Raw genomic sequence first — 15,382 nt, forward strand, 5'->3', positions numbered from 1 at the left:
GCGCGGCCCCCGAAAGGACCGCGCTCCCCTCGGTGACGATCAGGACTTGTCGAGCTCATCCACGAGCGAAGTCCAGTCATCCTCCTCCTTCTTCATCGACGACAGGGGCACCATGACGGTGCGATCCGCCGGATCCTCGAACTCCGCGGCCGGTACTGGCGCGGGCGCCGGGGCGGCCTGCTGGACCGGAGCGGGAGGCGCCTTCTTCGCAGCGGGTGCAGCGCCCGCGGCGGGACGGCCAGCGCTCGAGGCTCGGCCCGGAGCAGGGCGGGCGGGAGCTGGGGCCGCAGCCGGAGCGGGGGCCGGAGCCGCCGCCGGGCCGACCTGGGTCTTCACGGCGGCATCGTCGTCGTCCGCGACTGCTGCCGGTTTGGCGGCGGCAGGTGCCGGCTTTCCGGCGGCCGGAGCCGCGGTGGCGCCAGGGGCCTTGCTCTTGTAGCGGGCCAGTTCGAGCTCGGCGACCTTGAGGGCCTTGCTCTTCTCCTGCACGGACTGCTGCAGGCGGGCCACTTCCTGGGCCTTGATGCTGTCGCGGCGCTCCAGCTCCGCCTTCTGCTTGCCGTTGAGCTCCTCGATCTCCTTGAGCTGCTTGGCCTCCAGCTCCTTGCGCTCGCGCTGGGCGGCGGCGAGCTTGGTCGCGGCTTCGGTGGCCTTGGCCTCGGCGGCGGAGACCTTGGCGTTGAGGTCCTTCTCCGCGCGGCTCTTGGCGCTGGCGGCGTTCTCCAGCGCCAGCTCCAGTTCCTGGATCTTCCGGGCGCGGGTGGTGAGCTGGTTCTGGCCTTCCTTGAGCTTCGCCTCGGCGTCCGCGGTGCGCTGCTGGCCGTCCTGGGTGAGCTGGGCGATGCGGGCCTCGGCGGCGGCGAGCTTCTTGGCGAGATCGTCCGAGGCGCGCTTGGCTTCGCTGCGTTCGGCGGCGGCGGCCTGGGTCTGCTGCTGCAGCCGGTTCTCCGCCTGCTGGAGCTGGTTGGCCAGCCCGTCGCGATCGGCGGTGAGCTTGGCCTGGGCGTTGCCGGCCTGGCGCAGCTGGTCGTCCCGTCCGGCGATCTCCTTGCGGGCGCCCTCCAGGTCACCATTGAGGGTGTTCACCTGCTGCTGGAGCGTCTCGGCCTGGCGGCGGGAGTCGGCGGTCTGCTGCGCCAGCTTCGCCTCGAGGGCCTTGATCTGCTCCGTCTTCGCGTTGACGTCGCGGGTGAGGGCCTCGGCCTGGCGCTGCTTCTCCTGGGTGACGGTGGTGAGCTTGCGGAGCGTGTCGGACAGCTCCTTGCTCTTGCCGGCCAGATCGTTCTGGAGCAGCTCCTCGCGGCGCTGGGACTCCTCGGTGAGGACGTTGAGGCGGTCCTCGAGGTGGTGCCGGGCGTCCTCGGTGTGCGCCAGCTGGGAGGTGATCTGCGTGACTTCCGCCACGCGCTCGCCCAGCTCGTTCTTGGTGTGGGCCAGCTGCTCGGCCAGATCCTGGCCGTGCTCGCGTGCGTCGGTGAGCTGGGCCTCCAGCTCCGCCTTCGTCTGGGCCGCCACCTGCCGCGCGCCCGCGTGCGCCGTCTGCTCCTTGGCGAGCGCATCGCGCGTCTGGGCCAGCTGACCCTGGGTGGTGGTCAGCTCCTGGATGGTCGCATCCAGCTCGCCGCGCAGCCCGTCACGCTCCTCGATGAGCGAGCTGATCTGCGCGCTGGTCTCCGCCGCGAGCTTCTGATGGGCGGTGCGCTCGGCCTCGTAGTTGCCCTGGGACTCGGAGAGCTCGGCGCGCAGCTGGCCGATCTGGCCAGTGAGGTCCGTCTCGAGGGCGGCCTTGGCCTGCTCGGTGTCCTGGAGCACGCCGTTGAGCCGCTCGATCTCCTCGCGCGAGGCCTCCAGCTCGCCCTCGCGCATGGAGAGCGTCTGCTGGGTCTGCGACAGCTCGGTCCGGGTCTGCTCGAGCGTGCCCTTGGTCTCGGTCAGCTCGCTGTCCAGTTCGTCCCGGACGGCGATGGTGGAGGCGAGGGTCTGCTTCGTCGTCTCCAGCGTGCTCTGGGTCTCGGTGAGCGTCTGGGTGGTGGCCTCCAGCTCGCCCCGGGTGTTGGCCAGCGCCTCTTCCGTCCGAGCCAGGGTGCCCTGGGTCTCGGTGAGCGTCTGGGTGGTGGCCTCCAACTCGCCGGTGATGCTGGAGATCCGGCTGTCGCGGTCGGCGACATCCGTGCGCAGCCCCTCGATGGACTCATCGCGCTGGGCGATGGTCTGCTCGAGCGACTGGATGTGGGCCTGGAGCGACTGGATGTGGCCGTTGAGGTTGGCCTCCAGCGCGTTCTTGGCGGTGTTGAGCGCCTGGAGCTGGCCGGTGAGCTGGGCCTGCTGCTGGTCCTTGGCGGCCTGCAGCGCCTGGAGCCGATCGGTGAGATCCGTCTCCAGCGCGTTCTTGGCGGCGTGGAGCGCCTCCAACTCGCCGGTGAGCTCGTGCTCGCGGTCGGACAGGTGCGCCTTGACGGCCTCGACTTCGCCCTCGAGCTCGCCGATGCGCTCCAGGTGCTGCTGGATGGTGGAGTTGAGCTCCGCCTCGTGCTGCTCGTTGCGGGAGATGGTCTCCGCCATCTCGCGCTCGAGGGTGGAGATCTTCGTGTCGCGCTCGTCGATGCGCAGGGTGAGATCCTGCTCCTGCGCATCCTTGTCCAGCTTGAGCTGATCGCGCTCTCCGGTGGTGCGAGAGAGGTCCGCTTCCAGGTCGGCGATCTGCTGGTTGAGGCGGGACTCGAGCGCCGCGGCCTGGGCCTTGAGCCGCTCGATCTCCGCGTCGGACTGGGCGCCGTGCTCCTCGGCGGAGGTGGCGCGCTGCTCCAGGGCGCGAACGGTGGTGTCGCGCTCCTGCTCGGTCTGCTGCAGCCGCTCCTGGAGGCCCTGGATGTCGCCTTCCAGCGCCGCGTAGCGCAGGTCGCGCTCGCCGATCGTCTGCGAGAGGGTGGCCTCCAGCTCCTCGCCGCGGCGGCGCAGCTGGTGGATCTCCTGCTCGTTGCCGCGGATGGTGTCGTGGAGCTTCTGCTCGCGGACCTCGGACTCCAGCGTGGCCGTGTTGAACTGCTTCTCGAGCTTGTCGTACTCGTTGCGCTGGTTGTCGAGCTCGGAGGCGCGGCGCGACAGCTCATCGTCGCGGTTGCTGACCTCCTTCTTCAGGACGTTGATGTCCTTCTCCTTGGCCGCGACGACCTCGATGAGGTCCTTCTCGGCCGAGAACTTCTGGAGGAGGAGATCGTCCACCGTGGCGCCGTGCTCACGCTCCTTCTGGAGCATGGACGTCTGCGCCTCGTTGAAGCGCCGCAGCAGGTCGTCCACCTGCATCTTCAGGCCCTGCAGCTCCACGTCCTTCTCGTGGAGCCGGTCCTCGACGGAGACCAGCTCGCGCTCGCGCACGCTCCAGATCTCCGAGATGCGGGCCACCTGGGCCTCGCGCACCTTCAGCTCATCGCGGAGGACCTGGATCTTGCCCTCGGGCGTGCCCATCTGCTCGCGCTTGGGCGGGGTGCGCTTGGATTGGCGCGACTCGGCCAGCAGCTCCGCCTTGCGGTCCGCGATGGACTGGAAGGCGCGGTCGAGGAACGTGCGGTCCTCGTCCGTGATGGCGCTGCGGCGCTCACGCTTGGGCAGCTTGGGAGGCCCACCGGGAGGCGGGGCCCGCAAAGGCGGCGGCATGGGAGGCGGGGCTTCGCGCGGCGGGGCGTTACCGGACAGCGACGCATCCAGCGAGGCCTCGGCTTCCGCATCCTCCAGGTTTCCCGGCGGGATGATGGTGGAGCTGAGCGAGGCCAGCTCTCCCATCTCGAACGGGATCACGAGGTAGCCGTCCGCGGCGGCGGACGTCTCGCGGTGCTTCTTCAGCGCCTCCTCGCCGGTGTCCGACGAGAGCAACAGCACCTTGAGGTTCTGGCCCCACTTCCCCTTCTTGATCTGGCCGCAAAGGGTGAAGCCGGATTGGTCCGGCAGCTCGGCACGCAGCACCACCAGGTCCGGCCGGCGCTTCTCCATCTCGCGCTGGGCCTCCGAGGCAGTGGTGGCCATGGCCGTCTGATACCCCGCGCTGCGGAGGACCGTGGCCATGCTGAGGGCGAATTCGTTCTGGCTTTCGACGATGAGGACCCGACGCTCCATGAAGTCCTTCGATTCGCGATGGCTCGCGAAAAGTGCAGTGAAATCCGGGCCATCCTACCCAGCGTTCGCGGGGCAGGGAAGTTTCCCAGGCGTGCTCGGTTGGCTGGTTTACGAGCCTTTACTGCGCGTGGACCCCTGCGCGCGGGGGGACGGAGGCACCGGAGTGGGATCAGAGGGGGGCTCGTCCCTCCCTGGGAAGTTGGTAGGAGGTGTATGCCTGGCGAACTGGGCTCCCTCGGGGGGGCAGTAACCGTGCGCCACCTGGGCAAACCAGGGATCGAGCGCCGAGTGGGGGGGCTCTGCCACCGGTTGCTCCTCCTGGGGAGCCTGTGCCGAGACGGCCATATCTCGGGACTCCTGTGGAGAACCTCCGATGGGGTCGGCGGAGTCGGCGGCCTTTTCGGACGGATCATCCGAGGCCTCGACGGCCTCCGAGGCGTCCGCCTCCTCTAGATCATCATCCGAGGCGTCGACGGCTTCCGCGGCGTCGGCTTCCTCCAGATCATCATCCGAGGCGTCGACGGCTTCCGCGGCGTCGGCCTCCTCTAGATCATCATCTGAGGCCTCGACGGCCTCCGAGGCGTCGGCCTCCTCCAGATCATCGTCTGAGGCGTCGGCCTCTTCGACCTCGTCGTGGTCGAGCTCTTCTGGCTCTTCCTGCGTGGGGCGAGCGTGGCGCGGGGTGGGCGTCGTGTCCACCGCCGCCTCTTCCGAGATCTCCTGGGCCTCCTCTTCGGAAAGCTCCTCGGGTTCCTCCTCTTGCACCACCGGGGGACGGGCCACCACGGGCGGGAAGACTCCGGAGGGCCGCAGGGGCGGGGGAGTGGGGCGCAGGGGCGGAGGCCCCGCGTTCTCCTGCGGAGGTGACTTGCGCAGGGGTGGAGGCGTCGCGGGCTCCAAGGGAGGAGGACGCGAACTCGCAGGTGTCTGCGGCTCGGGGGCGGGAGAAGTGCGAACGCTGGGAGGCGTCACAGGCTCCGGCGCAGAGGCCGCTCGGGAGGGCGGAGGTGTGGCGGGCTCGGGCGCCGGCGCGGGAGAAGACCGCAGCGGTGGAGGTGTGGCGGGCTCGGGCGCAGGAGCCGGAGAGGCGCGTGGCGGTGGAGGTGTGGCGGGCTCGGGCGCAGGAGCCGGAGAGGCGCGTGGCGGTGGAGGTGTGACGGGCTCGGGCGCTGGAGCCGGAGCGGTGCGTGGCGGTGGAGGTGTGACGGGCTCGGGCGCTGGAGCCGGAGCGGCGCGTGGCGGTGGAGGTGTGACGGGCTCGGGGGCCGGAACCGTTCGCCCTGGCAGAGGAGTCGTGGGCTCCGGTGGTGGAGGAACGCGGATTCTCGGCAGAGCCACCGGCTCCGGCGGTGGAGGAACGCGGATGCTCGGAGGCGCCGCTGGCTCCGTTGGGGAGGGGGCTTGGGGATTCGGAGCCGCGATGGGATCCAGGCGCGGTGGGGGCCCTCGGGTTTCCGAGGGTGGCGGGGCCCTCGTCAGGGGAGGAAGGCTCGGCGTCCGGCTCTTCTCGGCGGGTTCCTGTCCGCGCGTGGGTTCCTGCAGGGCGCTCCGGGTGCCTGTCTTCGGAGCAGGAGGCACCACCGGCGTTCGAGTGGCTCCCTGTTCCGGGCGCGTGGAGCCATTGGAAGGGCTGGCTCCCGGAAACTTCATGGGAACGATGGGCGTGGGGGTCGGCGGCTCCTCTTCTTGCGTAGGGATGATCGGGCGCGGGGAGGCCGCGGGAGGCACCTCGTTCGGAGGCCCCTGCGGCGAACGCACGATAGGCGTCGGCGTGTGAGGGGTATTGTCCCGCTTGGGCGGGATCATCGTGACGATCGACGTCGGTGGTTCCTCGGGCTCGTCCCTCCGGAGCCCTGCGGGCGGACGGACGATGGGCGTTGGACCCGAGGACTCGTCACGAGACTTGGAGCCGGCAGGCGTCCCGTCCCTCAGCGGCAGTCCCATCACCACGGGCGGCTCGTTGGCGCCCGTGTCCAGCTCGGTCTTCACGAGGCGGTCATCTATCCCGGACTCCGACAGCACCTGCCCCACCACCAGGGGCAGATCCTCCTTCTCCTTTTCCTTCTCTTTGGCGGCCGCCTTCTTCTTGGACTTGCCCTTCTCGGACTTCCCGCCGCGCGAGCCCTTTCCACTGCTCCCTCCGCCCTCGGGGGGCTTGATCTGGGAGAGCCGGTTGGTGGGCGTGCCCGTCATCGTCGGCACGGGCATCTCGCTCGGAGTCCCCACGACGGTCTGCTTCCCGAGCAGCTCGTCATAGATGTCCAGGAGCTTGCCGCGGATGAGCCCCGCATCCAGCTCCTGCTCGGCGAACGCCCGGGCCTCACGCCCCATCGCCAGGCGCCGGGGAACGTCTTGTGCCAGCTCGACGATGCTGTCGGCCAGCGACCGGGCATCCCCCGCGGTGTGGAACAGGACGGCGGAGGAGGGGAGCAGCTCGCGCGTCACCGGCAGATCCGCCACGAGCACTGGACGGCCTGCGGCGAAGTACTCGGAGACCTTGGCCAGCGGCCCGCCCTGGAGCCGGTTGCGATCCACGTCGTCCAGGGGCATGACGCCCACGTCCCCGAGCGCCAGCACCTTCACCAGATCGTCATGTGCCACCGGGGCCTGGAACTCGACGTGCTCCTGGATGCCCAGCTCCTTGGCCAGGTCCTCCAGGTGCGGTTGCCAGTCCGGGTGACGCGCGCCCACCAGGGTGAGCTTCACCTCCGCGCCCTGCTCCATCGCGAGCGCCATGGCCCGCATCAGGATCGGCAGCCCCTGCCACCCGGCCTGACTGCCCAGGTACATCAACCGCATCGGCTGGCCGTCCGGCGCTCCGAGCACGTCCGGCGTGTACGGCACCAGATCCACCGGCGAGCGGATGACTCGGATCTGCTCCGTGCTCGCCCCGAGGGTCTGGATGTAGGTCCGGGTGGTCTGAGAACCGGTGATGACCAGGTCGGCGTTCATCAGGCAGAACAGCTCCTGGCGCCGGATCCTGGCGAGGAAGCGCTTGTCGCCCTCCGTCTGGGGGTGGGTGTAGCGCAGCTCCTGCGAGGGGAACGTCTGGGCCTCGTAGATGAGGCGGTAGCCGTAGTCGGCCTTGAGCTCGCACAGGGCGTAGCCGCCGAACGGGTCGGTGAAGTGGGCGAGCGCGTACTCCTCGCTGTCCAGCTGGCGGCGCACCGCGCGCTCGAAGGTCTGGATGCGCGAGGCGAGATCTCCCGAGCCCACGGGCACTCGGAGCAGGCGTGCGCCCTGGTACTTCTCGATGTGCGAGTGGTCCGGCGTCTTCGCCGAGAGCACGACGACCGAGAAGCGATCAGGCAAAGCCTTGAGATACTCGGTCAGTCGGCGTGATGAGCCTGACGGGCCGGGGATGACGTCGAAGCTGCACAGCAGGAGTCTGGGCAGGTCGCTCAAGCGGGCGCAGGATACTCGGTCCTTTTCCAAGGTGTCATCGGCCGTGACGTGGGGACCCGGTCCAGGGAAGAACAGAAAAAACCACAGCTCCGTTGACCCATGAGGCGCGGCGACCTAAAGGCGACTTGTCTATGGACGATCTCAAGAGCGTCACCGTGAGCTACCTGCGGGATCTGGCGCGAAAGCACCTGGGCCCTGGACACAGCAAGCTCAACAAGCAGGAGCTCATTGCTGCGCTCGCCGAGTTCGTCCCTGCTGTGAAGAAGCTCGCCGTGCTTGCGGGAATCGAGCTGGCGGCCCGTTCGAAGGCCGCCGCGAAGTCTACCCCCGCTGCCGAGAAGACGACCCGGGAGGCCCGGGGCAAGGAGACCCGCGTGGCCAACAAGAAGGAGTCCGAGAGCAAGAAGGCGCCGGAGAAGAAGGCGGCCGAGAGCAAGAGGGCGCCTGAGCAGAAGAAGGCTCCGGAACCCAAGAAAGCGCCCGAGAAGAAGGCGGCCGAGAGCAAGAAGGCCCCTGAACCGAAGAAGGCCCCGGAGCAGAAGGCCCCCGAGCCGAAGAAGGTCCCGGAGCAGAAGGTAGCCGAGGCCAAGAAGGCCCCGGAGTCGAAGAAGGCTGCGGAGCCGAAGAAGGATCCCGCGCCGAAGAGGGCTCCCGAGCAGAAGGCGGCCGCGCGCAAGAAAGCGCCCGAGCCGAAGAAGGCGCCTGAGTCGAAGAAGGCGCCCGAGCCCAGGCCGGAGCCGGAGAAGAAGGCTGCGGAGCGCAAGAAGGAGCCCGAGCCGAAGAAGGCACCCGAGCCGAAGAAGGCGCCCGAGGCCAAGAAGGAGCCCGAGAAGAAGGCCTCCGCCCCGCAAGGCCGCAAGGCTGCCTCGCCCCGCTCGGCTTCCCCCAAAGTAGTGGACGATGGCTCCCAGTCACACCGGCCCGCACAGGTGGTGAACTTCCCGCCACGTCCTCGCTACACCCGCTCCGCCGAGGAGGAGTGGGCCGAGTCCGCGGAGGTGGTGGATTCGCCCGAGATGGAGGCCGTGTTCCAGCACGCCGCCGAGCCCCTCATGGAGGGCTTCTTCGTCGCGCGGCTCATGGGTGAGCGCGAGCTGCGGCGCCACCACCTCACCGAGGAGCAGGCCTCCCGCCCCGTGACGAACGGGAGCGGCTCGCCGGAGTTCCAGGAGGAGCTTGGCGAGCTGCCTCTGGACTACGGGAACGATCTGGCGCTGGCGCTGGCGCGGGATCCCCACACGCTCTTCATCAGCTGGGACTTCAGCCTTGCCACCCTCGCTCGGGCCCAGGAGGGGCTCCAGTCGCCTCGGGCCATCCTGCGTGTGTTCGATGGGGATCGGCTCGTCCGTGAGCTGGAGTTCGTGCCCGAGTCGCGCAGCTTCTACATCCACGGGTTGCCCCCGGGACGCCCCTATCGCGTCGAGGCGCACTACGCCGGCCGCGAGGGTCGCTCCCGGCGGATCGGTCACTCGACGCACCCGCTCGCGCTGCCGCGGCCCGGTCCTTCTCAGGACACGTCCGTGCGCTTCATGCACATGCCTCCGCCTCCGCGGGTGGTCGTCACGAGTCAGATTCCCGTCCCGGTGGAGCCCCCAGCTCCTCCTCCGGTTGTGGCGGCTCCCAGCCCCTCGGGCCAGGAGCGCGAGTACATCACCTGGCGCCGTGTCGCGCTGCCGGGCAGCGATGAAATGGCCGCGGTGGCGGAGTCGAGGCGGGAGCGCATCGAGCGTCAGGAGCGCGAGGCCGCCGGGGAACTCGAGAGCGAGGGTCCTCCCGAGCAGCTGGAGTACGTGGAGGTCTCCGTGCGACCGCTGGGCTCCTCGGAGCAGTCGCCGCCCAGGCCTGACCTGGGAGGCTTCGGGGTGGCCCGGAGTGGCTCCTCCGAGCAGACCCATTGGACGCCGCCTCCATCAGGGCGGGGATGATAGGGCGCGCGAGCTATGAGTCAGGGTTCTCTGGCGCTGGTGCTCCACGCGCACCTGCCGTTCGTCCGTCATCCGGAACATGAGGACTTCCTCGAGGAGGACTGGCTCTACGAGGCCATCTCCGAGACGTACCTGCCGTTGCTGGGAGTGTTCGATCGGCTCGCGGAGGAAGAGATTCCCTTCCGGGTGACGATGTCGCTCACCCCCACGCTCGTCACCATGCTGCGTGACGGGCTGCTGACGGGACGGTACTCGCGCAAGCTGGATCGGCTGTGTGAGCTGGGCGCGCTCGAGGTGCATCGCACCCGGAACGATCCGACGTTCGGCCCGCTGGCGCGCTTCTACCGGGACCACTTCGAGTCCCTGCGCGTGGCCTGGGAGGGCCGGTATCAACGGGATCTGGTGAGCGCGTTCCGGCGGCTCCAGGACGCAGGCCACCTGGAGATCATCACCTGCTGTGCCACGCACGGCTTCCTGCCGCTGATGCAGGAGACGCCAGAGGCGGTCCGCGCGCAGATCTCCGTGGCCGCCAACCACTATCGGCAGACGTTCGGCCGGGATGCGCCGGGCATCTGGCTGGCCGAGTGCGGCTACTACCCGGGCGTGGAGCGCTTCCTGGCAGCCGAGCGCATCCGCTACTTCTTCCTGGACACGCACGGGCTGACGGACGCTACGCCGCGCCCGCTGTTCGGGCCCTTTGCCCCCATCTTCACGGAGGCGGGGGTGGCCGCGTACGCGAGGGATCCCGAGAGCTCGCAGCAGGTATGGAGCGCGGAGAGCGGCTATCCCGGCGACCCGCTCTATAGGGAGTTCTATCGGGACATCGGCTGGGATCTGGAGCTCGACTACATTCGGCCCTTCGTCCAGCCCACGGGAGATCGGAAGAACACCGGCTACAAGTACTACCGGATCACCGGCAGGACGCAGGACAAGCTCCCGTACGATCCCGTCGCCGCCCGCCAGCGCGCCGCCCTGCACGCCGGCAACTTCATGTTCAACCGCGAGAAGCAGCTCGAGTTCCTGGCCTCGCGGATGGGGGAGCGCAAGCCGATGGTGGTGGCTCCCTACGACGCGGAGCTCTTCGGGCACTGGTGGTTCGAGGGGCCCCAGTTCCTCGAGTTCCTCATCCGCAAGGTGGCCTCCGAGCAGAGCACCTTCGAACTGGTGACGGCGTCCGACGATCTGCGCGAGTTTCCTCGCAACCAGGTGGCCACGCCGCCGCTGTCCTCATGGGGCGCGGGCGGGTACGCCAACATGTGGCTGGACGAGTCCAACGACTGGATCTACCGCCACCTGTACCACTGCGCCCGGCAGATGGTGGGGTTGGCCCGAGACTTTCCAGAGGCCTCCCCCCTGCAGCGCCGTGCCCTGAACCAGGCAGCCCGCGAGCTGTTGCTCGCCCAGTCCTCCGACTGGGCGTTCATCATGAAGACGGGGACCATGGTGGACTACGCCATGCGTCGCACCAAGGAACACGTCCTGCGCTTCCTGCGCCTGCATGATCAGGTGCGCAACGGGAATATCGACGAGGGCTGGCTGTCCCAGACGGAGTCCCGGAACAACATCTTCCCGGAGATCGACTACCGCGTGTACCGCCCGCTGTGAGCGGTCCGACAGTTGTCTCTCCAACCGAGCTGGGCTTGATGCGGCCGGGGTTGCAATCGAATGCTCGGGAAGAGGAAGGGCGGCGCACTGTTCTGTCCCTGTACCCGAGGTGCAGTTTCTCTTGCCGACCTTGGATCGCGCTTTAGCTTGAGGTGGATATGAGACATCCAACTGTTCGATTCCGGAGCTCCGTGGTCGCGGCGCTCGTCGCTGTGATCTCATCTGTTGCCTTTGCCCAGCCGTCGGCCTCGCCGCAGGCGGCTGCCACCGGCAATGTCCTTCAGCCCGAGACGCGTGCGGCCCAGGCGCTCCCCTCGCTGGCTCCCCTCGTGGACTCCGTGAAGCTTGCGGTCGTCAACGTGGACGTCACGGCCAAGGTGTCCGGTGGACGGGGAATGGAGCAGAGCCCGCTGGATCGCTTCTTCGGTGGTGGTGGGCGCCCCAATGGCCGCGAGAGCATCCGCCAGGGCGCGGGCTCGGGGTTCATCATCGATCCCAGGGGCCTGGTGCTCACCAACAACCACGTCGTCGAGGACGCGGTGTCCATCACCGTCAACCTCAATGACGGCCGCTCCTTCCCCGCGGAGATCGTCGGGCGCGATCCGCTCACGGACGTGGCCGTGATCAAGCTCCAGGGCAAGGATGTGAAGGAGCTGCCCGTGGTGGCGCTCGGGGACTCGGAAGCGCTGAGGGTCGGTGACTGGCTGCTGGCCATCGGCAACCCGTTCGGATTGTCCTCCAGCGTCAGCCTGGGCATCCTCTCGGCCAAGGCGCGCAACATCGAGGCGGGTCCGTATGACGACTTCCTGCAGACGGATGCGGCCATCAACCCCGGCAACTCCGGTGGTCCGCTCTTCAACATGAAGGGCGAGGTGATTGGCATCAACACCGCCATCGTGGGCGGGGGTACCGGCATCGGGTTCGCGGTGCCCAGCAACATGGTCAAGGCGCTGCTGCCCCAGCTCGAGAAGGAGGGCTCCGTCACGCGTGGCTTCCTGGGGCTGGGTATCCAGGATCTGACGGCGGACATCGCGAAGGCGCTCGAACTGCCCGTCAACGAGGGCGCCATCGTCAACGAGGTCAGCAACGGCGGTCCGTCGGCCAAGGCGGGCGTGAAGCAGGATGACGTCGTGGTCGCCCTCGATGGGCAGAAGGTCGCTTCGGCCAACGCGCTGACCCGTGCGGTGGCGCTCAAGCGTCCGGGCTCCGTGGCCACGCTCTCGCTCTACCGCAATGGCAAGAAGCAGGACCTGAAGGTGACGCTGGGGACGCGGCCGGATCTCGAGGGCGTCAGCAAGAAGGGCCCTCGCGAGGCGGAGGAGAGCTCCAAGGCTCGCGTGGGCCTGTCGCTCGACAATCTGGATGCCCGGACCGCGCAGCAGGCGGGCTTCTCCAAGACCGAGGGTGCGCTCATCACCGATGTGGTGCCGGGGTCTCCCGCGGACCGCGCGGAGCTGCAGGCGGGCTTCCTGGTGGTCGAGGCCAATCGCAAGCCGGTGCGCAGCGCGGCGGAGCTCGCTTCGATCATCCGCGCGACGGCCTCGGGCGACACGCTGCTGCTGCGCGTGATGGTGCCGGGGAGTGACACCCGGACCCTCCGCGCTCTGAAGATGCCCTGAGCGGCCTGCGACGGAGACGGGATTGAGCATCTCCTATGTCGCGCTCGGGGACAGCTCGGCCGTAGGAGTGGGAGCAAGCCGTGGCGGGGGATATCCCGAGCGTCTTGCCTCCCGCCTCCGCACGGAAGGGTTCTCGCTGGGGCTCACCAACGTGGGCATGAGTGGCGCGGTCATCCGCGATGTCTTCACCTCCCAGGTGAAGCGGGCGGTGGCCACGCAGCCCACGCTGGTGACGCTCGGTGTCGGCACCAACGACATCTGGCGGGGCACCTCGCTCGAGGACTTCCGCGACGATCTGGATCGCATCGCCCGGCGGCTGAAGCCAACGGGTGCCTCGCTGGTGATCGTGAATGTGCCGGACATGGCGCTCGCGCCGGTGGCGCGCATGGTGCCCAGTCACCTCTACGAGGGCCGAATCGAGCCCTTCAACGAAGCCATCTCCCGCGTTGCTCGTGAGCACGGGATGCACGTGGTGGATCTCTACTCGGCCAGCAAGGTGTTCATCCCCCAGCGTCCCGACTTCTTCTCCTTCGATGGCTTCCATCCCTCGGACGCCGGTTACGAGCAGTGGGCGGACCTGATGCTGCCCACCGTGAGGCCACTGGTCGAGAGGCGCTGAGCTCTTCCTCCCAGGGGGTATGGAGGCGCAACGCCTCCCCACCTACCGTGCGAGTTCCGCTCCCGCCAGAGCATCCGGCTGATCCAGCACGAGGTGCTGTACGCCGGCCGGAATCCGTTCTGAGCCTCAGGCCTTCGCGACGCCCGGAGGGGGCAGGGGGAACGTGCCTTCCGCGGCCGGGCGGGTGCTGCTGTGGGGGCCCCGCTCGCGGCCCGGGTGGATCTCCATGCCGGGCTCGTATGCGGACACCTTGTTACGGCCGCCACGCTTGCTGGCGTAGAGCGCCGCGTCCACGCAGTCCACCAGCGTCTCCTGCTCCGTGGCATCCAGCGGGAAGCTGGCCACGCCGATGGAGATGGTGATGTGCCCCGTGGGCTGGGTGGGAGCCGCCAGGGCGGCCGTTTCCAGCACCGCGCGCCGCAGCTTTTCACCTACTTCCAGAGCGCCTTCCTTGGCCGTCTGCGGCAGCAGGACCATGAACTCCTCGCCGCCATACCGGGCCAGCGTGTCCACCTTGCGCACGCGGGTGCGCAGCACATCGCAGACCTTGCGGAGGACCTCGTCTCCCGCGCGGTGGCCCGCCGCATCGTTGAGCCGCTTGAAGTGATCCACGTCGATCATGAGCATCGACAGCGGAGTGCTGTAGCGCTCGGCGCGAGCCAGCTCGGCCTCCATGCGGTTGAAGAGGTGGCGCCGGTTGGGAACGCCGGTGAGCGGATCCGTCTGGGTGAGCAGCACCGTCTCCGAGTGGAGCCGGGCATTCTTCACCGCCGTGGCCGCCTGATCCGCCACCGCCGTGAGCAGCTCCAGCTCCTCCGGAGAGAAGCCCGCCACTTCCGGACGTTGGAAGTTCATCACGCCCAGCACCGCTTCCATGTGCACCATGGGCACCGCCAGCAGCGAGCCGTGATCGGTTCCACCCACCAGGTTGCGCTTGGCGAAGATGCTCGAGCGATCCGAGACATCCGGCAGGTACACCGCGCGCAGCGTCTCTGCGGCCCGGCCACAGGCGCCCTCGCCAAAGGCGAAGGTGAGGCCCACGCTGCCGCGGTGGTGCGGCCACGCGGTGCGGATCTCCAGGTTTCCGTCCGCGTTGCGCAGCATGATCGAGAAGTTGGGGATCTTCAGCCGCTCCACCACCAGCCGGGTGATGCGCTCGAACATCTCCTGCAGATCCAGCGTGGAGTTCAGCGAGTGCGCCACGTCGAAGAGCAGCGACAGCTCGGTGATGCGCTCCTCCAGCTTCTCCTTGAGGGCCAGCTTCTCCTTGGTGACGGCCAGGTCGCGGTGCGTGTCGATCTCCTCCACCTTCATGGAGGTGATGCGAGCCAGCATCTGGTTGAAGGCCGCGCCGAGCCGGGAGATCTCATCCGTGCCGCGAGTCTCCGCGCGCACCAGCACATCTCCCTCCTCCGCGCGCCGCATGTTCCCCGTCAGCCGGCGCAGCGGCCGGGTGAGGAAGAAGTGGAGCGACAGCGCCGTGGCCAGCGTCAGCATGAGGCCGAACACCAGCGTGGACACCATCGCCAGGTGGAAGACCGAGCCCAACTGGCGGCTCAGGAGCGGCTCGGACAGGCGGACCTGGAGCACTCCCAGGTGCTGGGCGTTGTCACCGGTGTGGCAGTCCGCGCACTCCGCGCCGCCCAGCGGCCTCACCACCTCCGTGCCCTCTCGCGCCGAGCGGGCCGTCTCCGGAGTGGGCGCTGTCAGCCGCTCTCTCTCGGGGTGGAGCGTGCCCTCTTCGCCGCGCTGCCGCGACCAGCGGATCCGGCCATCCGGAGTCAACACGCGCAGCTCCGCGACCGAGCGCAACAGGCGTGTATCCGACGCGATCACCTCGGCCACCGCGCTGTGGGGATGTGCGCGATCCGCCTGGGGCAGGGTGAACGTGGAGGCGATGAACTCCGCGAGCGCGAGGGCCTCGCGGTGTGCCGCGTCCTGCACGGCCCGGCGCATCTCTCGCCAGAAGTAGCCGCCGCCAATCAGCGCGACGATGAGGCCAGGCAAGGCAATGCTCCAGAGGAGCTTCCTGCCGACGGTGTGAGGACCCAGGGCCATGATCTCGGGAGGTCGGCCGCTGGCATTCCTTCCAGCGGACC

Annotated in this window: 7 protein-coding genes; 4 read left to right on the top strand and 3 right to left on the bottom strand. The window is 68.7% G+C overall.

The window, feature by feature from the left end:
• Window positions 1-39: 39 nt before the first annotated feature.
• Together KY501_RS07185 and KY501_RS07190 are read right to left on the bottom strand one after the other, a co-directional pair.
• Window positions 40-4,110 carry a response regulator gene (locus KY501_RS07185; protein ID WP_224361888.1) on the bottom strand — a complete coding sequence of 1,357 codons (4,071 nt, stop codon included), beginning with the start codon at window positions 4,108-4,110 and terminating at the stop codon, window positions 40-42.
• Window positions 4,111-4,218: 108 nt separating this feature from the next.
• Complete coding sequence (locus KY501_RS07190; protein WP_224361889.1) at window positions 4,219-7,515, bottom strand: glycosyltransferase family 4 protein; 3,297 nt, start codon at window positions 7,513-7,515, stop codon at window positions 4,219-4,221.
• A gap of 131 nt (window positions 7,516-7,646) precedes the next feature.
• Here KY501_RS07190 and KY501_RS07195 point away from each other — a divergent pair, with 131 nt between their 5' ends.
• The 4 genes from KY501_RS07195 to KY501_RS07210 all read left to right on the top strand — a co-directional run bounded on the left by KY501_RS07195 (window position 7,647) and on the right by KY501_RS07210 (window position 13,283).
• Window positions 7,647-9,440 carry a DUF4912 domain-containing protein gene (locus tag KY501_RS07195; protein WP_224361890.1) on the top strand — a complete coding sequence of 598 codons (1,794 nt, stop codon included), beginning with the start codon at window positions 7,647-7,649 and terminating at the stop codon, window positions 9,438-9,440.
• A gap of 15 nt (window positions 9,441-9,455) precedes the next feature.
• The gene (locus tag KY501_RS07200) at window positions 9,456-11,045 is read left to right on the top strand and encodes a glycoside hydrolase family 57 protein (RefSeq protein WP_224361891.1); all 1,590 of its coding nucleotides are present in this window, start codon (window positions 9,456-9,458) and stop codon (window positions 11,043-11,045) included.
• Window positions 11,046-11,203: 158 nt separating this feature from the next.
• On the top strand, window positions 11,204-12,664 hold the full coding sequence (locus tag KY501_RS07205; protein ID WP_224361892.1) for a trypsin-like peptidase domain-containing protein: 1,461 nt from the start codon (window positions 11,204-11,206) through the stop codon (window positions 12,662-12,664).
• Window positions 12,665-12,686: 22 nt separating this feature from the next.
• Window positions 12,687-13,283 carry an SGNH/GDSL hydrolase family protein gene (locus tag KY501_RS07210; RefSeq protein WP_224361893.1) on the top strand — a complete coding sequence of 199 codons (597 nt, stop codon included), beginning with the start codon at window positions 12,687-12,689 and terminating at the stop codon, window positions 13,281-13,283.
• A 126-nt stretch (window positions 13,284-13,409) separates the two neighbouring features.
• On the opposite strand, the gene KY501_RS07215 is transcribed toward KY501_RS07210, so the two are convergent.
• Window positions 13,410-15,341 carry a GGDEF domain-containing protein gene (locus KY501_RS07215; protein WP_224361894.1) on the bottom strand — a complete coding sequence of 644 codons (1,932 nt, stop codon included), beginning with the start codon at window positions 15,339-15,341 and terminating at the stop codon, window positions 13,410-13,412.
• Between the last annotated feature and the right edge of the window lie 41 nt (window positions 15,342-15,382).

Source organism: Hyalangium versicolor, assembly GCF_020103695.1.
GTDB classification, from domain to species: domain Bacteria; phylum Myxococcota; class Myxococcia; order Myxococcales; family Myxococcaceae; genus Hyalangium; species Hyalangium versicolor.